Raw genomic sequence first — 22,222 nt, 5'->3', positions numbered from 1 at the left:
CGTCGCCGACGGGTGCCCCGTTCGTGGGGGCAGCTCGACAGGGAGCGCAAAGTTCCCCCCGCCCAGGCGGGCCGTGGCGTGTCCGGGCCGGGGCCGGCCCGGCACCGTCGAGGTCAGCCGCACGTCAGCTCCTCGATGACCCGGGCCAGGGCGGTGACCCCGGCGGCGCAGTCGGTGTCGGTGGCCGCCTCGGCGGGCGAGTGCGACACCCCGGTCGGGTTGCGCACGAAGAGCATCGCGGTGGGCAGGTGCCCGGCCAGCACCCCGGCGTCGTGACCCGCTCCGGTGGGCAGTACCGGGGCGTCGAGCAGCGTCGCCAGCCGTCGGCCGAGCCCGCCGTCGAAGGCGACCAGGGGGGTCGCCGACTCCTCGGTGCAGGTGAGCCGGGTGCCGTCCCGGCCGGCCCGCTCGGTGGCCTTGGCCCGGACCGCCTCGACCAGCCCGGCGAGGGTCTCCGGGTCGGCCGCGCGGGCGTCCAGCCAGCCGGTCACGGTGGCCGGGATCGCGTTGGTGGCGTTCGGTTCGACCCGGACCCGCCCGACGGTGGCGTGCGCGCCGCGCAGCCGGGCCTCCTTGTTCGCCGCGAGCACGGCGAACGCGTAGGTGAGCATGGGGTCGCGGCGGTCGGCCATCCGGGTGGTACCCGCGTGGTTGCCCTCGCCGTGGAAGTCGAGCCGCCACCGGCCGTGCGGCCAGATCGCGCTGGCGACCGCGACCGGCGCGTCCTGGTCGACCAGCGCGCGCCCCTGCTCGACGTGCAGCTCCACGAAGGACGAGAAGCCGCCGAGCAGGTCGGGCCGGGCCCCCGCCGGCCGGTCGCCCAGCGCCTCGGCCAGGCCCACCCCGTCGGCGTCGCGCAGCCCGGCCGCCCGGTCCGGCGACAGCGCGCCGGTGAGCAGGCGAGACCCCAGACACGGTACGCCGAACCGGGCTCCCTCCTCCTCGGCGAACGCGGCCACCACCAGCGGCCGTCGTGGGGCGACCCCGGCGGCCCGCAGCTCGTCCACGGCGAGGAACGCGCTGACGATGCCGAGCGGCCCGTCGTACGCCCCGCCGTGCGGCACCGAGTCGAAGTGGCTGCCGGTGAGCACCGCGTCCCCGGCCTCCGGGTCGCCCCAGCGGGCGAAGAGGTTGCCGTTGCCGTCGGAGGTCACCGGCAGGTCCCGCCGGTCGGCCTGCTCCCGGAACCAGTCGCGCAGCTCCAGTTCGGGCGCGGTGAAGGCGTACCGCAGGTACCCACCGGTGTCCGGGTCGCGCCCGATCGGGGCGAGCTGGTCCCACAGCGCGCGGAACCGGTGAGGAAGGGACCCTTCCACTACCGAATGCGTTAACAAGGGGCCCTTCCTTACCGGTTGGTCATGGGGATGGGCAGGGCGGTGTTCTCGGCGACCGTGCGGGCGGCGTCGTACCCGGCGTCGACGTGCCGGATGACGCCCATCGCCGGGTCGTTGGTGAGCACCCGTTCGATCTTCTGGCCGGCGAGGGCGGAGCCGTCGGCGACGCAGACCTGGCCGGCGTGGATCGAGCGGCCGATGCCGACCCCACCGCCGTGGTGCAGGGAGACCCAGGAGGCCCCGCTGGCCGTGTTGACCAGGGCGTTGAGCAGCGGCCAGTCGGCGATCGCGTCCGAGCCGTCGGCCATCGCCTCGGTCTCCCGGTACGGGCTGGCCACGCTGCCACAGTCCAGGTGGTCCCGGCCGATGACCACCGGCGCGGAGAGTTCCCCCGAGGCGACCATCTCGTTGAACCGCACCCCCGCCCGGTCCCGTTCCCCGTAGCCCAGCCAGCAGATCCGCGCGGGCAGCCCCTGGAACGCGACCCGTTCGCCGGCCAGCCGGATCCACCTGGCCAGGGACTCGTTCTCGGGGAACAACTCCAGGACGGCCCGGTCGGTGGCGGCGATGTCGGCCGGGTCGCCGGAGAGCGCCGCCCACCGGAACGGCCCCTTCCCCTCGCAGAACAACGGCCGGATGTACGCCGGCACGAAGCCGGGGAAGTCGAAGGCCCGCCCGTACCCGCCGAGTTCCGCCTCGCCCCGGATCGAGTTGCCGTAGTCGAAGACCTCGGCCCCGGCGTCGAGGAAGCCGACCATCGCCTCGACGTGCCGCGCCATCGACGCCCGCGCCCGGTCGGTGAACCCGGCCGGGTCACGCTCGGCGGCGTCCCGGGCGTCGGCCAGCGCCACCCCCTCCGGCAGGTACGACAGCGGGTCGTGGGCGCTGGTCTGGTCGGTGACCACGTCCACCTCGACGCCCCGGCGCAGCAGCTCGGGGAAGACGGTGGCCGCGTTGCCCACCACGCCGACGGAGAGTGCCCGCCGCTCCCGTCTGGCGGCGAGCACCCGGCGTACCGCGTCGTCCAGGTCGTCGGCGACCTCGTCGAGGTAGCGGTCGCGGACCCGGCGGTCGAGCCGGGTGCGGTCCACGTCCACGACCAGGCAGACGCCGCCGTTCATGGTGACCGCCAGGGGCTGCGCCCCGCCCATCCCGCCGCAGCCGCCGGTGAGGGTGAGGGTGCCGGCCAGCGAGCCGCCGAAGCGCTTGGCGGCGACGGCGGCGAAGGTCTCGTACGTGCCCTGGAGGATGCCCTGGGTGCCGATGTAGATCCAGGAGCCGGCGGTCATCTGCCCGTACATGGTCAGGCCGAGCGACTCCAGGCGGCGGAACTCCGGCCAGGTGGCCCAGTCACCGACCAGGTTGGAGTTGGCCAGCAGCACCCGGGGTGCCCACTCGTGGGTGCGCAGCACCCCGACCGGGCGGCCGGACTGCACCAGCATCGTCTCGTCGTCGCGCAGGTCGGTCAGCGTGCGCACCAGCGCGTGGTACGAGGGCCAGTCCCGCGCCGCCTTCCCGGTGCCGCCGTAGACGACCAGGTCGTCGGGGCGTTCGGCCACCTCGGGGTCGAGGTTGTTCATCAGCATGCGCAGCGCGGCCTCCTGTGGCCACCCCCGGGCGGTACGGGTGGTGCCCCGCGCGGCGCGGACGGTTTCTGGCATCGGTGACTCCCCTCAGCTCACGAATCAGCTCACGAAGACCTGTCGGCGGGCCGCCGACACCTCGAACGCCTCCAGCCGGCGCTGGGTGTCGGCCGGTGCGGCGTCGCAGAGCGCCTGCAGCAGCACCATGGCCAGGGTCATCGGTGCGGTGTGCAGGTCGAAGACGAGGTCGGTGCCGACCCCGGCGGGCAGGAGCAGGTCGGCGTGCTCGCTGGCCGGGCTGACCGGCGAGTCGGTGATCGCCACGACGGTCAGCCCGGCGGCGCGGGCCTCGCGCAGCGCGTCCAGCGTCTCCCGGGGGTACCGGGGCAGCACGAACGCGAGCAGCACGGTCGCCCCGGCGGCGGCGGCCTGGTCGAGGCGGTCGGCGAGGAGGCTGCCCCCGTCGTCGAGGACCCGCACGTCCGGGTGGACCTTCGCGGCGAAGTACGCGAAGTACGTGGCCAGCGGCGCGGCGGCCCGCAGGCCGAGCACCGGCAGCGGGCGGCTGGCGGCGAGCAGCCGGCCGGCCCCGGCGATCCGGTCCCGGTCGGCGAGCTGGCCGGCGAGCCGGTCCAGGTTGCCGATCTCGGTGCGGACCGCCTGCTGCAACTCGTTGCCGGCGTCGGCGGGGCCGGTGGCGTCGGCGGTCAGCTCGCGGAGCCGGCGGCGCAGCGCCGGGTAGCCGTCGTGGCCGAGCGCCGTCGCGAACCGGGTCACCGACGGCTGACTGACCCCGGCCAGCTCGGCGACCTCGGCGGCCGACAGGTACCCGACGGCGGGGCCGTGCTGGACGAGGCAGTGCGCGATGCGCCGCTGCGTCGGGGTGAGCCGGACCCCCTCGAAGAGCCCCAACACCCGGTCGGTCGACCCGGTGACGACTGTGTCATTCACGTTGCGACTCTATGCATGAAAACTTTCACAAGGCAACCACCCGTGGTGTCGACCTGTTCCGCGCCGGGTGGGGACCGGCGGGCCGGAGCCGGGTCGGTCTCCTCTGTACTATCCGCACGGCGGGGGCGAGCAGGAGGAGTTCGGCATGCGATCGGTTGGTCCGTACCGGTGCACCGAGGCGTTGGGCGCCTGCCTGGTCGGAAGTGCCTGGTGGGCGTTGGACCGGCAGGACCGGCTCGTCACCCTGGCCCTGCTGGAGGGCGCCGCCGCGCAGGACCAGCGCTGGCGTACGGCGTTCCGCGACGCGGCCGAGGCGTTGGCCCGCGCCAACGGCGGAAACCGGTACGTCGCCGCGGACTTCTCGGCGGCGCAGCCCTGGGCGGCGTACCCCTCGGAGGAGGGGATGGGCGCCCAGCGGCTCTTCCAGACCCTCGGCATGGACCTCGGTCCGGCCCCGGAGGAGCCCGCCGTCGCGGCCTCCGGCCCGGACCCCACCGCCACGTCGACCCCGGACGCTCCCGATCCCGCCAGCCCGGCCCAGCCCGTCTCGGCCCAACCGGTCTCCGGGCAGCCCGTCTCGGCCCAGCCCGTCTCGGCGTACCCGGTCTCCGGACAGCCGGTCTCGGCCCAGCCGGTCTCGGCCCAGCCGGTCTCCGGTAACCCGGTCTCCGGGCAACCGGTGTCGGGTCAGCCGGTCTCGGGCCACCCCGTCTCCGGTGGTCCGCCGGGCTGGGCGACGCAGCCCGCCGCCCAGTCGGCGGTGGGGTCCGCGACGCCGCTGGCCGCCCAGGCCGGGGCCGACCCGCTCGGGCCGAACGCCCGCCGGATCCAGCCCTCCGCCCCGGCCCGCCGCCCGGTGGGCCGCTGGGTCGGTGTCGCGGTGACCGTGCTGCTGCTCGTCGCGGTCGGCGGCGGCCTCGTGGTGGTCTGGGGCGACGAGGCGACCGGACCACCGGGCGCGGGTCGCGACACGTTCGCCGCGCCGGCCACCACGGCCGAGGGGCCGGTCGCCGGGCTGCGGCCCTGGACGCAGGTGACGCCGCTCAGTGTGGAGGAGCAGGCGTTGGCGGTGGCCGGGCCGTCGCTGGTCTTCATCGAGGTCACCTTCACCGGCTACGTCCGCAACCGGGACACCGGGGTCCTGGTGCACACCGGGGCGGTCAGCTTCGTCCGGCGGTGCAGCGGCTTCGTCGTCAACCCGGACGGCCACGTGCTGACCAGCAGTTCCTGCGTGCGGCCCGCCGACGACGCGGCCCGGCAGGTCGCCCTCGACGTGGTGGCCCGCCGGCTCGTGCGGGAGGAGAAGCTCACCGACGGGCAGGTGGCGGGCTGGATCGGCCGCAACCTGCCGACCACCGGTTTCACCGGCGCCGAACCCGCCGCGCCGGCCACCAGCGAGTTGTACGCCCAACTGCACGACGCCCGGGGCGGGGTCACCGACGAGCAGGCCGTGCCCGGCGTCGTGGTCGAGGCGCTGCCGGCCGACGGGGGTGACGTGGCGCTGGTCAAGCTCGCCCGGGAGAACCTGCCCGCCGTCGAGCTGAACACCGCCGCCGAGTACGCCTCCGGCGCGACGCTCCTGATCGTGGGCTACGACACCGGCGACACCGACTTCCGGGCCGCCCTGCACACCCCGCGCGGCAAGCTGGTGACCGTCACCGACGTGGCCCGGCTGGGCCAGACCTCGGTGTACCGCACCAACGGCGACGTCGGCCGGACCTCGCACGGCGGGTACGCCCTCGACCCGCAGGGTCGGGTCGTCGGGCTGCTGAACCGGGACCGGGCCCGCCCGGACGAGGCCAACCGGGTGGTGGTGCCGGCCGGCGCGGTCACCGACCTGCTGGGCCGGGCGGGTGTGTCGCCCCGGCTCGGCGCGGCGGACCAGCGGTACCGGGCCGGGCTGGACGCCTACTTCGCCGGCCGGTACGACACGGCCGTCACCGAACTCGGGGCGGCGGCCGGCGAGTCGCCGACCAACCTGCTCGCGGCGGCGTACCGGGACAGCGCCGTCGAGGGCCAACGGGCGGTGGGCACCGTGACATCCCGGTCGCCCTGGCCGGTGGCCCTGCTCGCCGGTGCCGCCGGTGCCCTGCTGGTGGCGCTGGTCGTGCTGCTCGTGCCGGCCGTCAGGCGTCCCCGGTGAGCGCGGCCACCGAGGCGGCCCGTCCGGCCGTCCCCGGGCCGGTGTCCCGCCGGCTCTCCGGGCTGATCGGGGCGCTGGTCGGGGTGCTCCTGGGGTACGTGTTGCTCGGCACCACGATGGACCTGCTCACCGGGGGTGACGGCACCCGTGCGGGTGGCGGCGCCGACTGGGTCGGGTCGGTGGAGCGGATCCTCTACGGGCTGCTCGCCGTGCTCACCGTCGGCAAGGTCCTGGTGGACCGGCAGTGGCGCCGGTTCCGGACCGGGGCGGACCTCGGGCTGCTGGTGCTGACCCTGTGCATGGTGCTCGCCGGGCTGGTCAACGACTCCACGGCGACGCTGCTCGGCCAGGCGCTCTACGGCTACCTGCACGCGGTGGTGATCTTCTACGCGCTGCGCGTGGCGGACCCCGGGCCGGCCCTGGTCCGCCGGGTGCTGCTGGGGCTCGGCGGCCTGCTGGCGGTGAACGTGGTCGTCGCGCTGGCGCAACTGGTGGCCGGGGAGCCGGCCTACCGCGCGGTGGGCTGGGCGGACTCCGGCTGGGCCGCGCAGGGGCGGGCGCAGGGCCTGCTCGGCGACCCGGACCAGCTCGGCCAGGTGCTCGGGTTGGCCCTGCTGGGGCTGCTGGCGTACGCGGCGGTGAGCGACAAGCTCCGGCGGGGCTGGTGGCCGGCGGCGACGGTGGTCGCGGTCGCCCTGGCCGCGACCGGCTCGGCCGGTGCCCTGGCCGGGGTGGTCGTCGCCGCGCTGCTGATCCTGCTGCTGGTCCGTGCCGGTGCGGGGCGGGTGCTGGGGGTCTGCCTGGTGCTGGTCTGCTGCACCGCCGCCCTGCTGGTGGTGCGGCCGGAGCACCGGTCGGGCTGGCAGGTGACCGCCAACAGTGGACTCTCCGTGGTGGACCGGACGGCGCCGCCGGCCGGCCCGCCCCCGGCTGCCGGGTCGGCGACGGCCGAGGAACCGGACCTCGCGCGCACGGTCGGCATCCTGTCCCGGCAACCGCTCCTCGGTTTCGGTATCGGCCAGTTCGGTGGACCTGTCGCCGAACGGGACAATCCACAGTGGCGGGACAACCCGAAGTTCGGTACGAACGATTACCGGCAGAATGCCGGACGGACGACGACGGTCAACTCGTTCTGGCTCCAGTTGGCCATGGAAACGGGTTTTCTGGGCGTGGTGGCGTTCCTGCTCTGGTTGCTCATGGTGGTCCGCCCGCTGCTGGCGCGCCCGGCCGGCGGAGCCCCGGGGGCCGGCGCCGGTGGGCTGTCGGCGCTGGTGGTGTGGGGGGTCGCCGCGGTGGCCCTGGCTGTCGTCACCGCCTTCCCGTCGCCCTCGTTCGGTGGGCCGGTGCTGCCGGCCCTGCTCTGGGCGGTGGTGGGGCTGGCCTGGTGGGTCCGGCGGCAGTCGGAGGAGGCGCGGGCGTCGGTCTTCACCGCGGAGACCGCGCTGCTGCCGAAGGTGCGGCGGGCGGAGCCGGACACCCACATCCTCTCCACGGACGAGATCCTCGCGCTGGCCCGGCGGGCCCGCCGGTCGGATCGGCGGGAGTGACATCAAATCCGGCAATGTTCCGCAATTCCCGACATCCGTGAAAGTGAGTAATTCTCGCCACTTTAGACAGTGGTGCCATTTAACCTCGGCTCGCTATACTCCTCCTGCTGCGCAGTGGATCTATCGGTGCCTATGGCTCTTTTCGGGCAGGGTTCCGACCATTGCGCCGCCGACGAATTGTCGCTGAAACAGTGGCTGTCAACGGGGGTGCGAAAGGAATGGAATCGCCAGGCGGATGTGGCACACCGGCGGGTGACGCGGGAAGGGTCTGCCCGCCGCGATGACCCAGCAACCCTTCTTCGCCTTCGCTCCGTCGCCGCGTAACCCGCACGGCCAGCCGCTGCCGGCCCAGCCCCCGGCGACGGTCGACGCGGCGCCGCTGCCGGGCCCGCGCGAGCCCGACCGGACGGTGCCGGCCTTCTCGGTCTGCATCGCGGTACGGGACCGCCCCGCGCTCCTGGTCAAGTCGATCCGCAGCGTCCTGGCGGGCGGCTTCGACGACTTCGAGATCGTCGTGGTCGACGACGGCTCCACCGTGCCCGTGCAGGAGGGGCTGGCCGCCGCAGGCCTGCTGGCCGACGAGCGGATCCGGCTGGTCCGGCAGCGCCCGTCGGGGATCAGCGCGGCCCGCAACACGGCGCTGCGGGTCGCCCGGGGGCGGTACGTCACCGTCCTCGACTCGGACGACGAACTCGCCCCCGACGGGCTGGTCCGGATCCAGGAACACCTCGCCCGCACCGGGGCGAGCTGGATCTACACCGACTACCAGGAGCTGCTCGGCGACACCGGCAAGGTGATCCGGCTGCCGGCGTACCGCACCCCGCGGCGGATGCTCTGGGCGGTGATGACCCGGCCCCGCCTGCCGTTCAAGCACTCCGGCATGTCCATCGACCGGGAGTTGCTGGTCCGGATCGGCGGGTACGACGAGCAGATGCCCATCAAGGTCGACGTCGAGTTGGTCATGCGGGCGCTCAGCCAGGGCGTGCACCTGGCCCACCTCGACCATCCGGTGGTCCGCTTCCACCGGCACGACGGCAACATCAGCCGCCGCCGGGTCGCCGGTCTCGCCGCCTGGTCGAAGCTGATCACCACGTACAGTCGCCCGCGCGTGCCGGGCCTCGCCCTGCTGGTGGTGGCCTTCCGGACGGCCAGCGAGCTGGGGAAGTGGTTCGTCACCGCGATCGGCAAGTGACCCGCACCGGGGCGCGGCGCGCTCGTCGGTCGGCCGGTGCGCCGCGCCCCGGCCACCTCGCCGCGATCCGGCCGGGCCGGTAACGAGTACGATCGTGCGACCGCTGCGGCGGTCCTGTGCACGTTGGCGTCGCTGGGTTGGGAAAGGGTCATGGCCGAGAACGTCCGTACCGACGTGGCAGCCGGGCCCGCCAGCGCGGGCGCGGCCCCGGCCGACGGTACGCCCCCACCGGCGGCCCGGCGTCGCCCCGGCCGTGGCTCGGTCACCCTGCTGGTCGTCCTGCTGCTGGCCGTGGTGGCGGGGGCCGGCGCGGCGACCATCCACGCCCGGCAGAGCCCGGCGGCGGGCCCGCCCAGCGGCCCACCGTGGACCCCGACGGCGTCCCCGAGCACCGGGCCGACCCCGACGGGCACCGGGCTGCGCTCGCTGGCCCCGGCGAACCTGCGGATCGGCTCGGCGGTGGAGATGAAGCTGCTCGACGCCGACCCCCGGTTCCGGGACACCTTCACCACGAACTTCAACGCCCTCACCGCCGAGAACGCCATGAAGTGGCGCAACCTGGAGCCGACTCTCGGGTACTCTGGGCGCCGAGCGACCAACTGGTCGAGTTCGGCCAGGCCCACGGGCAGGCGGTGTACGGGCACACCCTCGTCTGGCACACCGCCGTCCCGTCGTGGATCGACGAGTCGTGGGACACCGAGACGATCCGGGACCTGCTGCGCAACCACGTCAGCACGGTGGTCGGCTCTCCGGGGCAAGGTCTGGGCCTGGGACGTGGTCAACGAGGTGCTCGACGAGCAGGGCGGGCTGCGGGACACTCTCTGGCTGCGCAAGCTCGGGCCGGGGTACATCGCCGACTCGTTCCTCTCTCTCTCTCGACTCTCGCGTCGGCGATGTACTCTCTCTCTCTCTGCGCAGCCAGATGGTGTCTCTCTCTCTCTCTCTCTCTCTCTCTCTCTCTGACGACGTCAGCTGGCCCCGGCGAACCTGCGGATCGGCTCGGCGGTGGAGATGAAGCTGCTCGACGCCGACCCCCGGTTCCGGGACACCTTCACCACGAACTTCAACGCCCTCACCGCCGAGAACGCCATGAAGTGGCGCAACCTGGAGCCGACCCGGGGCGGGTACAACTGGGCGCCGAGCGACCAACTGGTCGAGTTCGGCCAGGCCCACGGGCAGGCGGTGTACGGGCACACCCTCGTCTGGCACACCGCCGTCCCGTCGTGGATCGACGAGTCGTGGGACACCGAGACGATCCGGGACCTGCTGCGCAACCACGTCAGCACGGTGGTCGGCCGGTACCGGGGCAAGGTCTGGGCCTGGGACGTGGTCAACGAGGTGCTCGACGAGCAGGGCGGGCTGCGGGACACCATCTGGCTGCGCAAGCTCGGGCCGGGGTACATCGCCGACGCGTTCCGCTGGGCGCACGAGGCCGACCCGAACGCGCGGCTGTTCATCAACGAGTACGGCACCGAGGGGCGCACCCGCAAGGCGGACGGGTTGTTCCGGTTGGTCCGCGAACTGCGGGCGGTCGGCGTGCCGGTGCACGGGGTGGGGTTCCAGTCCCACCTGCGCTGGGACCGGACACCCGACGACACCACGGGCAACCTGCGCCGCTTCGCCGACCTCGGGGTCTCGGTGGCGATCACCGAGATGGACGTCCGGATCACCCTGCAGGTGACCACCGAGAAGCTCCAGCGTCAGGAGCGGCTCTACCGGCACATGCTCCGGGCCTGCCTCACCGTCCCGACCTGTGAGTCGTTCACCGTGTGGGGCTTCAGCGACGCCACGAGCTGGATCAACACCACGTATCCGGACCATGGCGCCGCGTGTGTTTTCGACGCCGACCTCGAACCGAAACCCGCGTACGACGCTCTGGTGGAGACGCTGCGGGAACGCCGGGGCCGGGTCGACGTGCCGTCGCCGGGAAGCGGCTGAAGGACCCATGGCGATCACGGTCGCCGCCACATAGGTTGCACGTCGCGATCCGCCCGTCGGGGCTGACGCCGACGCCCGGCCCGGTTGGGCCGACGGAGAAAGGACTACCGTGTCCACGCACACCCCGGTCCGCCCGGCTGGCAGCGCCCCACCGGCGGCCACGCGCAGCACGCACGCGGACGTGATCACGCCGTCCAACGGGATGGCCCGGTCGGTCTTCGCGCGGCCGGCCGTCCGCCGGTCCGCCTGGCACCGACCGTACATCGCCTGGTTGCTCCTGCTGGACTTCCTCAGCGCGCTCGCCGCCACCCGGACGGCCATCGCGCTGCTGGACACGGCGGACGCCGGCTTCCACGACCCGACCGCCCCCGGTGGCGTCGACGAGTTGTTCGCCCTGGTGGCGAACATCGGCCTGCCGGTGGGCTGGCTGGTGCTGCTGGCCGCCTGGGGCGCCTACGACCGGCGGGCGCTCGGCCTCGGCACCGAGGAGCTGAAGCGGGTGGTCCGGGCCACCGTCGCGATGGCCGCCGCGGTCTCCTTCCTGGCGCTCGGGTTCAAGAAGGACCTCTCCCGGATGACCGTCGTGGTGGTCATCCTCGCCCTGGTGGTCTACACCCTGGCGGGCCGGTTCGTGGCCCGGACCGTGCTGCGCCGGCTGCGCCACTCCGGCCGGCACGCCTCGCAGCGGATGCTGCTGGTCGGCAAGCTCTCCGACGCCCTGGCCCTGTACGAGGTCGCCAGCCGGAACCCGGCGGCGGGGCTGCAACCGATCGCCATCCACCTGCCCAGCCACCCGCAGCGCGGCGAGGAGGTCGACGCGCCGGTGCCGGTCTACGTGGGCTGGGACCTGGTCCCGCTGGTGCAGCAGATCGGCGCGGACACCATCGCGGTCTGCGGCCCGGCCAGCCTGGAGTCGTACGAGCTGCGCCGGCTCGCCTGGCAGTTGGAGGGCACCGGGCTCGGCCTGGTGGTGGTCCCGCAGGTCACCGACGTGACCGGTCCCCGGATCCACGTCCGGCCGGTGGAGGGGCTGCCGCTGCTGAACGTGGAGGAGCCGACCATCTCCGGCGTCTCGCTGCTCGCCAAGCAGGTGCTGGACCGGGTGACGGCGTTCTTCGGGCTGCTCCTGCTCAGCCCGGTGCTGGCGGTCATCGCCGCGGCCATCAAGATTACCGACCCGGGGCCGGTCATGTTCCGGCAGACCCGGATCGGCCACCAGGGCGAGGCGTTCAAGGTCTGGAAGTTCCGGACCATGTACACCGACGCGGAGGAGCGCCTGGCGGCCCTGCAGGACCAGAACGAGAGCGACGGCCTGCTGTTCAAGATGAAGGACGACCCCCGGGTCACCCCGATCGGCAAGTACCTGCGGGCGTACTCCCTGGACGAGCTGCCGCAGCTCATCAACGTCCTGGTGGGACAGATGTCCCTGGTCGGTCCCCGGCCGCTGCCCACCGAGGACGACGACTACCAGGGCGACGTACGCCGCCGGCTGCTGGTGCGCCCCGGCATCACCGGGCTCTGGCAGATCTCCGGCCGCTCGGATCTCACCTGGGACGACGCCGTCCGGCTCGACCTGCACTACGTCGACAACTGGTCGCTGACGTACGACATCGGCATCCTCTGGCGGACGGTCAGCGTGGTGCTGGCCCGCCGGGGCGCGTACTGAGAACGGACGCCCACCGGCGGAATCGTCCCGCCGGTGGGCGTCGTGCGTACGGGCGTCAGTCCTTCTTGCCGGCGGCCAGGATCTCGTCGACCGAGTCCCGCCGGACCGCGTCGTAGAACGTGGCGACCTTCTCCTGGTCGGCCAGCACCACGCTCTCGCTGCCCCTGCGGCCGGTGCCCTTGGTCGGGCTGGTCATGAAGTTCAGGTTGCTGCCGCGCAGCCCGCGCAGGTCCGACGCCATCCCCAGCAGGGACATCCCCTCGTCGACGGAGACCGAGTTCGAGGTGGCCTTGACGAAGGAGTTGAGCCGCGTCGGGCTGGACAGGATGCCGCCGGAGGCGGCCTTGTCCAGGATCGCCTTGATCACCTGCTGCTGGTGGCGGATCCGGGCGAAGTCGCCGTCGGCGAACTGCTTGCGCTGGCGGGCGTAGTCCAGCGCCGCCTCCCCGTCGAGCTGCTGCTTGCCCTTCTCGAAGGTCCGGAAGGGAGGGTGGATCGAGGTGAAGGTCTTCTCCGCGGTGACCTCGATGCCGCCCAGCGCGTCGACGATGTCCTTGAACCCGGCAAAGTCGATCATCATTACGTGGTCGACCCGGACGTCGGTGAACTTCTCCACCGTCTGCACCATCAACGGCACACCACCCCAGGCGTACGCGGCGTTGATCTTCGCGTCCCGGCCGCCGTTGCGGCCGTCGGCGGACTTCGGCACGGAGACCCAGGTGTCACGCGGGATCGAGATGAGCTGCGCGCTCGACCGCCCCTTCGGCAGGTGGGCCAGGATGATGGTGTCGGTCCGCGAGCCGCCCGTCCCCTCCGGGTCCCGGGAGTCGCTGCCGAGGATCAGCAGGTTCATCGCGTCGGTGGCCACCACCTGGGGGCGGCCCGCCTCCGGCACGCCGTCGAACGCGTCGACCCGCTCGATGTCGGACTCGACGGAGCGGTAGTAGAGCCCGGCGGCGAGCAGGCCGCCGCCACCGATGAGGGAGAACACCAGCAGGCAGACCAGGAGGATCCGGCGTCCCCGCCGACGCGGTCGTTTCGTACCGCCCGGAGCCGGCTCGACCGGGGGGTCGAGGGGCGGTAGGCGGGGATCCGTGTTCTGCTGGAGATAGGACATGGACGCATGCTACTAATCAGGGATTTCGCGCGCGTACCCTCTTCGGGCCGGGTCGATTCACCGACCGAGTGGAACTTTCGCCGCCGATTGTTTCCCCGCGTCTGGTAGAACGCTCATCGTGGATCCCACCAAGCTCCGGCGGGCCATCGCCCGCACCCCGCTCGCCCCGGTCGCGGCCTTCCCCAAGCGGCTGGCCACGGTCGCCCGGCACGACGCCAAGGTCCTGCGGACCTCGGCCCGGTGGCTGGTCGGCTCGCGCGAGCACCACAACTACACCTACGACCTGACCAAGCTCAGCCGGCAGCACCTCGCCTGGTTCGTCAGCGTCGTCTGCGCGGTGCCGGTCGGCCAGGTCCGGACGTACTTCGGCGAGATCGAGTCCGACGACGCCCTGCGCCGGCACATCGAGCACACCACCGCCGGCGCGGCCCGGCGCGGGCTGGCCGACCGGCAGGTCCGGTACGCCCGCCGGATCGGGTGGTACGCCATCGTGCGCGCCGCCCGCCCCGCGCACGTCGTGGAGACCGGGGTGGACAAGGGGCTGGGCAGTTGCGTGCTGGCCGCCGCGCTGCTGCGCAACGCCGCCGAGGGCCACCCCGGCCGGCTCACCTCGTTGGACATCAACCCCGAAGCCGGGTACCTGGCCCGCAGCGAACCCTGGTCCACGGTGGTCGACCTGGTCATCGGAGACTCCATCGCCGCGATCGACGCCCTCGACCGGCCGGTCGACCTCTTCCTGCACGACAGCGACCACAGCCGCGCCCACGAGAAGCGGGAGTTCGACGCGGTCGAGCCGAAGATGGCCCCCGGCGGGCTGCTGCTCACCGACAACGTCACCCACACGAACGTGCTCGGCGAGCACGCCGAACGCACCGGACGCCGGTTCCTCGCCTACCGCGAGACGCCGGCCCGGCACTGGTACCCGGGCGACGGCATCGGCGTGGCCTGGTGACCGGCGGCGGTCGGCGGCCAGCCCGCCTGCACCCGCCTCGTCCCCCGGTCTCTTAGCTTTCGCTTAGCTGGCTTGTCCCCGCCGCCGGCGGTACGGCAGCATCGGGCCACGTGACCGACGGTACCGCTGCCCTCGACCGCCCCACCGGCCCCGGCCGCCGCCGCGCCCCCGGCTCCGGCTCGAACCGGTGGCTGCTGGCGACCGGCGTGCTCGCGGTGGCCTCGGTGCTCGGCCTGACGCTCGTGCTCCGCTCCGGCGACCCCGCCTGCGCCGCACCGGTGCCGGCGGTGGCCGCGCCGGGGCTCGGGGCGGTGGTGCCGGCCGCCGCGCCACCGGTCGGCGGCACCGTCCACCGGGGCAAGGCGACGTTCTACGACGTCAAGGGCGGCGGCGGGAACTGCTCGTTCCCCAGCCCGCCGGCGAACAAGCGGTACGTCGCGCTCGGCCCGTCGGAGTACGCCGACGCCGCCGCCTGCGGCGGGTACCTGGACGTGACCGGCCCGAAGGGCTCCGTCCGGGTGGTCGTCATGGACCAGTGTCCGGAGTGTCCGGCCGGGCACATCGACCTCTCCGCCGAGGCGTTCGCCGAGATCGCCGACCCGGTGCAGGGGATCGTCCCGGTCACCTACCGCGCGGTGGTGAACCCGCCGCTGCCCGGCCCGCTGACCTTCCGGATGAAGGAGGGCTCCTCGCGGTACTGGCTCGCCGTGCAGGTCGGCTCGCACGGCAACCCGCTGCGCGGTAGAGGTCCGGCAGGGCGACGCGGGAGCCTGGCGCACGGCGACCCGGCACGACTACAACTACTGGCTGATCGACTCCGGGGCCGGTCCCGGCCCGTACGGCATCCGGGTCACCGACGTGTACGGCGACCGGGCCGTCGCCACCGGTGTCCGGATGGCCCCCGGCCAGGTGCAGACCAGCGACGTCCGGATGTACGGCGGCACCGCCCCACGGACCGGCCGCTCGGCCGCCCCCACCCGGTCCCCGTCGCCGAGCCCGAGCGCCAGCGCCCCGGCCAGCCCGTCGCCCAGCGCCCCGGCCAGCGCCCCGGCCACGCCGTCCGTGGGGCCCAGCCCGGTCGCCACCGAGCCGGCCGTCGACGGGCTCGCCGCCGGGCCGGCGGGCGGGACACCGGAGAACCGGCCGGTCGCCTGCACCCGCTGACCGGGCCCACCGCTGCGCCCGTCGCGGCCCAGCCGCTGCGGGCTGCGCCGGGGGCGGCTCAGTCGGTGGGGCTGGCTCAGTCGGTGGGGGCGAGGTCGAGCCACATCAGTACCTCGTCCCGGTCGTCGCCGGGGCCGACCCGCAGCGCGCCGGGCAGCCGGCCCACCTCGCGGTACCCGAGCCCCCGGTAGAAGGCGTCCAGCCCGAGCCCGTCGCGGACCGTGACGTGCAGGGCCGCCCAGCCCAGCGCCCGGCCGAGTCGTTCGGCCTCGCGCATCAGCGCGGCACCGTACCCGCGACCCTGCACGTCCGGGTGGACCATCACCCGGCGCAGGACGCACCAGTGCGCCTTCAGGCCGAACCGGTTGTCGCCGAAGATGAGCGCGGCGACCGGCCGGTCCCCGGCGTACCCGACCAGCAGCCGGTCCGGGCCGTCGGTGAACCCGGCGAAGGTCGGCGCGGCGAGCGCGCGGACCTCGGCCTCGGTCACCGGCGCGACGAAGCCCACCGCCCCACCGGCGTTGCTCACGTCCAGCCAGAGGGTGACGAGCTGGTCGTACAGCTCCGGGGTGAGGTCGGGGTCCAGGACGAAACGCAGGGTCACGCCGCAATCCTGGCCGCCGGTGCCGTCCGGCAGCCCCGGAACGTGACGATCGTGACACGCCCGGTCGGTGAGGGCTCGCGCACAGCCGTCGGCGTGCCGCTGCCCGTGGTAGGGCCGGCGGGACTCGAACCCGCACTGGTACGGACCTAAACCGTATGCCTCCTGCCAGTTGGGCTACGGCCCCGTCACCACGTGGGCGGTCGCCCGGCCGGTCGCCGGTGGCGGGCGCAGTGGTCGCCCGTCGGTGCCAGGACCGGTCGCCGTGACCGCGTGTCGATCGTAGACCACACCGCTCCCGGCCACCGCCCACGCCCGAGCCGCCCCGCCCGCGCCCGGGGACCGGTCCGGGCCCGCGCCGGGGGTCAGTCCAGGCCGAGGTCGCGGCGGAGCTTGGCGACGTGACCGGTGGCCTTCACGTTGTAGAGGGCCCGCTCGATCGTGCCGTCGGGATCGATGACGAAGGTGGACCGGATCACGCCGGTCACCGTCTTGCCGTAGAGCTGCTTCTCGCCGTACGCCCCGTAGGCGGTGAGCACCTGCTTGTCCGGGTCGGAGACGAGCGGGAAGGTGATCGCGTCCCGGTCCCGGAACTGCGCCAGCTTGGCCGGCTTGTCCGGCGAGATGCCGACCACCTCGTAGCCGGCGGCCTGCAACGAGGCGAGCGAGTCGCGGAAGTCGCAGGCCTGCTTGGTGCAGCCGGGGGTCATCGCCGCCGGGTAGGCGTAGAGCACGACCCGGCGGCCACGCAGGTCGGCCAGGGAGAGCGTCTCACCGGTGTCGGTGGGCAGGCTGAACTCGGGCGCGGGGTCACCGGGGGAGAGGCGGTCGGTCATGCTGCGACCCTACCGCCGCCCACGCCGCCCCCACCGCACGCCTGCCGGCCGACACGGACCTGCCCGCCCCGGCACCGGGGTCGTCCCGGCCGGCCCTGTCGTCGGCGTCGTCGTCCGGGTCGGGTCCGGCGTCCCCGTCGCCCGATCCGGGCCGGGCGGCGGCGCGGAGCCGGAAGATCCCGGCGGCGGCGGCGCCCGCCCCGGCGACCAGGACCACGGCGGTCAGCACCCGCACGGACTGGGTGGGCCACGGCGACGGCAGCACCGACCGGGCGAACGCCGCCACGTTGCCGACCCCGGCGAAGAGCGCCAGGCAGGTCCCGGCCAGCGCCAGGACGAAGTCGGCGGCCGGTCGGCGGGCCAGCGCGTACCCACCGGCGGCGAGTGCCCCGAGCCCGGTCAGCAACGGCCAGACCTGCCCGCTGAGCAGCCCGACGAGCACCCCGCCGACCCCGCCCGCGCCGGCGTCCAGCTCCCGGCCGACGATCACCACCCCGGCGGCCAGCCCGCCGGCGGCCAGCAGCCCACCGAGGCCGGCGAGCGCCCGTGCCCCGGCCCGGGTACCGGCCGGGAGCAGGCCCAGGCCGCCCACCGCGAGCAGGCCCAGCGTCACCCCCACCCACCACGGGTACGGGTCCGGCGGCGGCACCCAGTCCAGGGTGCCCCGGATCTCCACCGGCTCCGTCGCGGCCGGCCCACCCGCGCCGTCGCCGTCGCGCAGCGGGACCGCCCAGTCCCGTACCCGGTGCTCCCGGTCGGGGGCGGCACGGACCTCGGGCGGCGGTCCCGCCTCCCGCCACAGCGTCCGCCGGTCGTGCCACCGGACGGTCGGCGCGCGGTCGACCAGCCGCCACTGCGGTTGCGCCGCCGGGTCGGCCTCGGGCGGCAGCACACCGCCCCCGGCGATGGTCCGGTTCAGGTACGTCGCGGGGGAGCGGACGTTCTCGAACGCCCCGTCCGGCCCCACCCGCAGGTACGGCTCACCGGAGTAGCCCATCACCTCCACCGGCCGGTCGCCGTGGTTGGTCAGCTCCAGCCGGGCCCCCGCCTCGATGGCCCGGACGGTCACCCCGGGCCGGGCCGGGAAGACCCCGGTGACCTCGGTGCGGTAGTCGGTGCCGGCGGGGGCATCGGCCCCGTGCGCGCCGGCCGGTACCGCACCGGCGACGGTGCCGGCGAGCACCCCGGCGAGGACCAGCACGGTCCGGGCCAGGCCCCGCCACCCGGCGGTGCCCCTCGACCGGCGGGCCGTCGGCCGGGCCGGGCCGCGACGGGTGTCGGCGTGCGTCACCGGCCCGCCGCCTCGACGGCCGCGGTGAGCCCCTCCGGAGTGCGCTCGGTCAGCTCCTCGCCGTTGACCAGGACGGTCGGGGTGCCGGTGATCCCGGCCCGGCTGGCCTCGTCGGTGACCCGGTCGGTCCACGGCTTGAAGGTGCCGTCGCGCAGGCAGGCGGCGAAACCGTCCCGGTCCATCCCCACCTCGGCGGCGAGGTCGGCGAGCTGGTCGTCGCTGAGGCCGGTCCCGCCCTCCGCCGGCTGCGCGGCGAAGAGCCGCTTCGCGTACTCCCGGAACCGCCCGTTCTCGGCGGCGCAGCCGGAGGCGGCCGACGAGCGGGTGGAGTACTGGGTGGTGGAGTAGCGGTTCAGGTACGCCACCGGGTGGTACACCACGCGGGCCTTCCCCTCGCTGATCAACCGGTCGACGGTCGGGCCGGCGCTCTCGTCGAACTGCTTGCAGGCCGGGCAGAGGAAGTCCTCGTAGATGTCCACGGTGACCGGCCCGGAACCGGCGACGATCCCGGTGCCGTTGCTGTTGGCCCCGGTGGGCACGGTGACCTCCCCGGAGCGCTCGCCGGACCAGAGGCTCCAGCCGATCAGGCCGGCGACGACCAGCACGGCGACGGCGGCCACCGAGGCCCAGAGCGTGCGCTTGCGCCGCCGCTCCCGGGCCATCTGCTCGCGCACCACCCGCGCCGCCTCCTTGCGGCCCTTGCGACTACTCATCGTCGTCCTCCACGGTGGGTTCGCCGGCCAGCGCGGCGTCGACCGAGACGGGGGTGCGCGGCCAGATGATCAGGAATCCGGCGAGCGCCAGGAAGCCCAGGTCCCGGAGGATCTCCGGCAGGTAGCTCGGCGACTGGCCGGCGGCCAGCTCGCCGCCGGTGCCGAAGCAGCCGCAGTCGATCGCCAGCCCCCGGCTCCAGGCCGAGACGATGCCGGCGACGAAGACCACCAGCAGCGCCGTGGAGACCCCGGCGACCAGCCGGGTGGCCAGGCCGAGCAGCAGCAGGACGCCCAGCGCCAGCTCGACCAAGGGCAGCGCGGCCCCGACCACCACCGCCACGTCGTACGGCAGGATCTGGTAGGCGTTCACCGCCCGGCCGGAGGCGGCCAGGTCACCGACCTTGCTGGCGCCGGCGAGCAGCCAGACCGCGGCGAGCCCGAGCCGGGCGGCGAGCCCGAGCCAGGGGCGCAGGGTGGTCCACCGGTCACTGCGGGTGGGCAGAGCGGTCATGGTCATTAGGTCGTCCCGTTCCCGGCCGAAGTTCCCGTGCCTCAGCCGGCGAGGGCGTCGCCGACCGCGTCGAGCAACTCGCTGCGGGCCCGCGCCACCCGGGAGCGGATCGTGCCCACCGGAACCCCCTCCACCGCCGCCGCCTCCGCGTACGACAGGCCGAGCACCTGGGTGAGGACGAACGCGCCGCGCCGCTCCGGGGCGAGCCGGCGGACCAGGTCGGTCGCGCCCAGGTGCCCGGACGGGTCGGGGTGCGGGTCGTCGGTGTGCGCGTGCGCGGCCAGCCGGTCGTCGAGCCGGCGTCGCCGGACCACGGTCCGGAGGTGGTCGGCGCAGGCCCGGCGGGCGATGCCGAGCAGCCAGGTACGCGCGCTGGAGCGGCCCTGGAACGACGGCAGCGCGCGCAACGCCCGCAGGTACGTCTCCTGGGTCAGGTCGTCCGCGCTGTCCGGGTCGACCAGGGCGGCGGCGAACCGCCACACCTCGGCCTGGGTGAGGCGGACGAAGGCGGCCTGGGCCGCCGGGTCACCGCTGCGGGCGGCCAGCGCCCACCGGGTGGCCGCCTCCCGGGCGTCGGCGAGCGCGGCCTCGGCACCCGTGCTGCCGTCGGACGCGGCGTCGGCCGGACCGCCGATGGTGGCGCTGGGGCCGGCCGGACCGCCGGCAGCGCGGCCGGCGCCGGTGGAGCGGGCGTCGGCCGGAGCGCCGTCGGTGCGGCCGGCGCCGGCGGGGTCACGTGGTGCGGGGATCACGACTGCCCAGCGTACGCGGCCCGAAGGCGTGGCACAGGGGCCTTGGCCCCTTGAATCTGTTCCGCCTCCACCGGGAACTTTTCCGCCGGCCCGTCCGACCACCTCCGCATGGAGCGGGACGACATGCCTGCGGCGGTGCTCCGGTGACCGGGGCTCGCCAGCAGCCGCCTTCGTCGGCGAGCATGGCCGACATGACTGCCGTCCACCGTCGCCCCCCGTCGGCTCCCGCCGCCGGCCGCCGGGCCGCCCCCCCGCGCGCCGCCGGCCCGGTGGCCGCCCGCGGCTGGGCCGCCCGCCTGGCCACCACCGCCGGCCTCCTCGTCGTCACGCTCACCCTGCTGGTCGCCCCGGCCACCCCGGCGAGCGCCCACGCGGTGCTGCAGAGCAGCAGTCCCGCCGCCTCCGCCGTGGTCCCCACCGCGCCGGCCGAGGTGGTGCTCACCTTCAGCGAACCGGTCCGCAAGGTCACCGACCGGATCAGGCTCATCGCCCCCGACGGCTCGCGGGCCGACCGGGGCGAGCCCCGGTTCGACGGGAGCGTGGTCACGATCCAGGTCGCCCAGGACGCCGGGCAGGGCACCTACCTGCTGAGCTACCGGGTGATCTCCGCCGACAGCCACCCGGTCTCCGGCGCGTTCACCTACTCGGTCGGCGCGCCGTCGGAGCCCCCCACGGACGCCGGCGCGGACAGCCGGGCCGACCCGGTGGTGGAGACCGCTGTCAAGGTGGGCAAGTTCGTCGGGTACGCCGGCCTGCTGCTGCTGGTCGGGGCGACGCTGGTGCTCGTCGCGCTCTGGCCGTCCCGGCTGTCCCGCCAGGGCCCCAGCCGGGTGGCCTGGATCGGGATGGGGCTGGTGGTCCTCGCCACGGTGGCCGCGATCTGGCTCCAGGTGCCGTACACCGCCGGGGGCGGGCTCCTCGACGTCACCGGGGAGGGGTTGGGCAGCGTCCTGGGCAGCGGCTTCGGCACCGCGTACCTGGTCCGGCTGGGCCTGCTCGCGGCGGCGGCCTTCCTGCTGCGGCCCCTGCTCGCCGGCCAGGCGGGCCGGACCGACACGATCATCCTGGTCGTCCTGGGTGCCGCGACGCTGTTCACCTGGCCGCTGGCCGGGCACGCGGCGGCCTCGCCCGCCCCGGCCGTCTCGGTCGTCGTCGACGCGGTCCACCTGGGCAGCATGGCGGTCTGGCTGGGCGGCCTGGTGATGCTCGCCGGCTTCCTGCTGCGCCGGGCCGACGAGCGGGAGCTGGGAGCGATCCTGCCCATCTGGTCCCGCTGGGCGGCGCTGGCCGTGGCGGCGCTGCTGCTCGCCGGCACGGTGCAGGCGCTGATCGAGGTGGCCACCGTCGACGGGCTGCTCAACACCACGTACGGGCAACTGGTGATCGCTAAGATCGTGCTGTTCACGCTGGTGATCGGGGTGGCCGCGGTCTCCCGGCACCTGGTGCGCCAGCGGACGGCGGCCCAGCGGCCGACCCGGGTCCGCCGGCTGATCGTGGCCGAACTGGCGATCACGGCGGTGGTCCTCGGGGTCTCCGCCACACTGGTGCAGACCCCGCCGGCCCGCACGGCGGTCGCCGACGAGGTCGGCTCCACGGAGAACTTCTTCCGGACCACGTTGACCAGTTCGATCTACTCCCTCCAGGTGGAGATGTCCCCGGCCCAGCGGGGCAACAACACCCTGCACATGTACGCGTACACGCCGGACAACCGGCCGCAGCCGGTCGAGGAGTGGCGGGTGACCGCCGCCCTGCCGTCGGCCGGCATCGAGCCGATCGAGTTCCCGCTGCTGCCGCTGACCGACAACCACGCGACCAGTGAGATCAGCCTCCCCGCCGCCGGGGAGTGGCAGTTCCGCTTCACCGTCCGTACGTCCGACATCGACCAGGCCACGGTGACCGCCACCGTGTCGATCAAGTAGGGCCTCCGGGTC

At 74.4% G+C, this 22,222-nt stretch carries 18 protein-coding genes, 1 tRNA gene and 2 pseudogenes; 9 read left to right on the top strand and 12 right to left on the bottom strand.

The window, feature by feature from the left end; all coding sequences use genetic code 11:
- Positions 1-113: 113 nt before the first annotated feature.
- Genes ACQUFX_RS18850 through ACQUFX_RS18840 form a run of 3 tightly spaced genes read right to left on the bottom strand, consistent with a single transcriptional unit; the run spans position 114 to position 3,868 of the window.
- A complete protein-coding gene (locus ACQUFX_RS18850; RefSeq protein ID WP_428961654.1) occupies positions 114-1,334 on the bottom strand; it encodes an allantoate amidohydrolase in 1,221 nt (406 codons plus the stop codon).
- Between the two features lie 11 nt (positions 1,335-1,345).
- Positions 1,346-2,995 carry a urocanate hydratase gene (gene hutU / locus ACQUFX_RS18845; protein WP_428961652.1) on the bottom strand — a complete coding sequence of 550 codons (1,650 nt, stop codon included), beginning with the start codon at positions 2,993-2,995 and terminating at the stop codon, positions 1,346-1,348.
- Between the two features lie 24 nt (positions 2,996-3,019).
- Positions 3,020-3,868, bottom strand: a complete 849-nt coding sequence (locus tag ACQUFX_RS18840) for a MurR/RpiR family transcriptional regulator (RefSeq protein WP_428961651.1) — start codon at positions 3,866-3,868, stop codon at positions 3,020-3,022.
- 145 nt (positions 3,869-4,013) lie between these two features.
- Between ACQUFX_RS18840 and ACQUFX_RS18835 the strand changes: the two genes are divergently transcribed.
- The 6 genes and pseudogenes from ACQUFX_RS18835 to ACQUFX_RS18810 all read left to right on the top strand — a co-directional run bounded on the left by ACQUFX_RS18835 (position 4,014) and on the right by ACQUFX_RS18810 (position 12,354).
- A complete protein-coding gene (locus ACQUFX_RS18835) occupies positions 4,014-6,011 on the top strand; it encodes a S1 family peptidase (RefSeq protein ID WP_428961650.1) in 1,998 nt (665 codons plus the stop codon).
- Positions 6,008-7,558: a hypothetical protein gene (locus ACQUFX_RS18830; RefSeq protein WP_428961649.1), complete on the top strand. Its 1,551-nt coding sequence runs from the start codon at positions 6,008-6,010 to the stop codon at positions 7,556-7,558. The genes ACQUFX_RS18835 and ACQUFX_RS18830 overlap by 4 nt, the downstream gene beginning before the upstream one ends.
- 280 nt (positions 7,559-7,838) lie before the next feature.
- The gene (locus ACQUFX_RS18825) at positions 7,839-8,750 is read left to right on the top strand and encodes a glycosyltransferase family 2 protein (protein ID WP_428961648.1); all 912 of its coding nucleotides are present in this window, start codon (positions 7,839-7,841) and stop codon (positions 8,748-8,750) included.
- 150 nt (positions 8,751-8,900) lie between these two features.
- Positions 8,901-9,713, top strand: a pseudogene (locus tag ACQUFX_RS18820) (endo-1,4-beta-xylanase).
- Between the two features lie 48 nt (positions 9,714-9,761).
- Positions 9,762-10,688: an endo-1,4-beta-xylanase gene (locus ACQUFX_RS18815; RefSeq protein ID WP_428967002.1), complete on the top strand. Its 927-nt coding sequence runs from the start codon at positions 9,762-9,764 to the stop codon at positions 10,686-10,688.
- Between the two features lie 202 nt (positions 10,689-10,890).
- Entirely contained in the window at positions 10,891-12,354 is a 1,464-nt protein-coding gene (locus ACQUFX_RS18810; protein WP_428967001.1) for a sugar transferase, read from the top strand.
- Between the two features lie 55 nt (positions 12,355-12,409).
- On the opposite strand, the gene ACQUFX_RS18805 is transcribed toward ACQUFX_RS18810, so the two are convergent.
- Positions 12,410-13,471, bottom strand: coding sequence for an LCP family protein (locus ACQUFX_RS18805; protein WP_428961647.1), 1,062 nt, complete (start codon positions 13,469-13,471; stop codon positions 12,410-12,412).
- 118 nt (positions 13,472-13,589) lie between these two features.
- On the opposite strand from ACQUFX_RS18805, the gene ACQUFX_RS18800 reads away from it, so the two are divergent.
- Both ACQUFX_RS18800 and ACQUFX_RS18795 read left to right on the top strand, forming a co-directional pair.
- Positions 13,590-14,423, top strand: coding sequence for a class I SAM-dependent methyltransferase (locus ACQUFX_RS18800; protein WP_428961646.1), 834 nt, complete (start codon positions 13,590-13,592; stop codon positions 14,421-14,423).
- A gap of 110 nt (positions 14,424-14,533) precedes the next feature.
- Positions 14,534-15,100, top strand: a pseudogene (locus ACQUFX_RS18795) (expansin EXLX1 family cellulose-binding protein); the annotation flags it as partial.
- Positions 15,101-15,223: 123 nt separating this feature from the next.
- Here the strand turns inward: ACQUFX_RS18795 and ACQUFX_RS18790 are convergent.
- The 8 genes from ACQUFX_RS18790 to ACQUFX_RS18755 all read right to left on the bottom strand — a co-directional run bounded on the left by ACQUFX_RS18790 (position 15,224) and on the right by ACQUFX_RS18755 (position 20,084).
- A complete protein-coding gene (locus tag ACQUFX_RS18790; RefSeq protein ID WP_428967153.1) occupies positions 15,224-15,691 on the bottom strand; it encodes a hypothetical protein in 468 nt (155 codons plus the stop codon).
- The gene (locus ACQUFX_RS18785) at positions 15,664-16,191 is read right to left on the bottom strand and encodes a GNAT family N-acetyltransferase (protein WP_428961645.1); all 528 of its coding nucleotides are present in this window, start codon (positions 16,189-16,191) and stop codon (positions 15,664-15,666) included. The genes ACQUFX_RS18790 and ACQUFX_RS18785 overlap by 28 nt, the downstream gene beginning before the upstream one ends.
- Before the next feature lie 106 nt (positions 16,192-16,297).
- Positions 16,298-16,375: transfer RNA gene (locus tag ACQUFX_RS18780), tRNA-Leu, on the bottom strand.
- A 178-nt stretch (positions 16,376-16,553) separates the two neighbouring features.
- Positions 16,554-17,024, bottom strand: coding sequence for a thioredoxin-dependent thiol peroxidase (gene bcp / locus ACQUFX_RS18775; RefSeq protein WP_428961644.1), 471 nt, complete (start codon positions 17,022-17,024; stop codon positions 16,554-16,556).
- Positions 16,999-18,315 carry a hypothetical protein gene (locus ACQUFX_RS18770; protein WP_428961643.1) on the bottom strand — a complete coding sequence of 439 codons (1,317 nt, stop codon included), beginning with the start codon at positions 18,313-18,315 and terminating at the stop codon, positions 16,999-17,001. Before ACQUFX_RS18770 ends, bcp begins: the two co-directional genes overlap by 26 nt.
- The gene (locus ACQUFX_RS18765; protein WP_428961641.1) at positions 18,312-19,028 is read right to left on the bottom strand and encodes a DsbA family protein; all 717 of its coding nucleotides are present in this window, start codon (positions 19,026-19,028) and stop codon (positions 18,312-18,314) included. The genes ACQUFX_RS18770 and ACQUFX_RS18765 overlap by 4 nt, the downstream gene beginning before the upstream one ends.
- Positions 19,021-19,545: a MauE/DoxX family redox-associated membrane protein gene (locus ACQUFX_RS18760; RefSeq protein WP_428961640.1), complete on the bottom strand. Its 525-nt coding sequence runs from the start codon at positions 19,543-19,545 to the stop codon at positions 19,021-19,023. The genes ACQUFX_RS18765 and ACQUFX_RS18760 overlap by 8 nt, the downstream gene beginning before the upstream one ends.
- 35 nt (positions 19,546-19,580) lie before the next feature.
- Complete coding sequence (locus ACQUFX_RS18755) at positions 19,581-20,084, bottom strand: sigma-70 family RNA polymerase sigma factor (protein ID WP_211271856.1); 504 nt, start codon at positions 20,082-20,084, stop codon at positions 19,581-19,583.
- A gap of 398 nt (positions 20,085-20,482) precedes the next feature.
- Here ACQUFX_RS18755 and ACQUFX_RS18750 point away from each other — a divergent pair, with 398 nt between their 5' ends.
- Entirely contained in the window at positions 20,483-22,210 is a 1,728-nt protein-coding gene (locus tag ACQUFX_RS18750; RefSeq protein ID WP_428961639.1) for a copper resistance CopC/CopD family protein, read from the top strand.
- The last annotated feature ends 12 nt before the right edge of the window (positions 22,211-22,222 follow it).

The organism is Micromonospora fluostatini (assembly GCF_050410825.1).
GTDB classification, from domain to species: domain Bacteria; phylum Actinomycetota; class Actinomycetes; order Mycobacteriales; family Micromonosporaceae; genus Micromonospora; species Micromonospora rosaria.
Note: the sequence above shows the minus strand (reverse complement) of the source record. Positions and strands in the feature narration are given on the sequence as shown.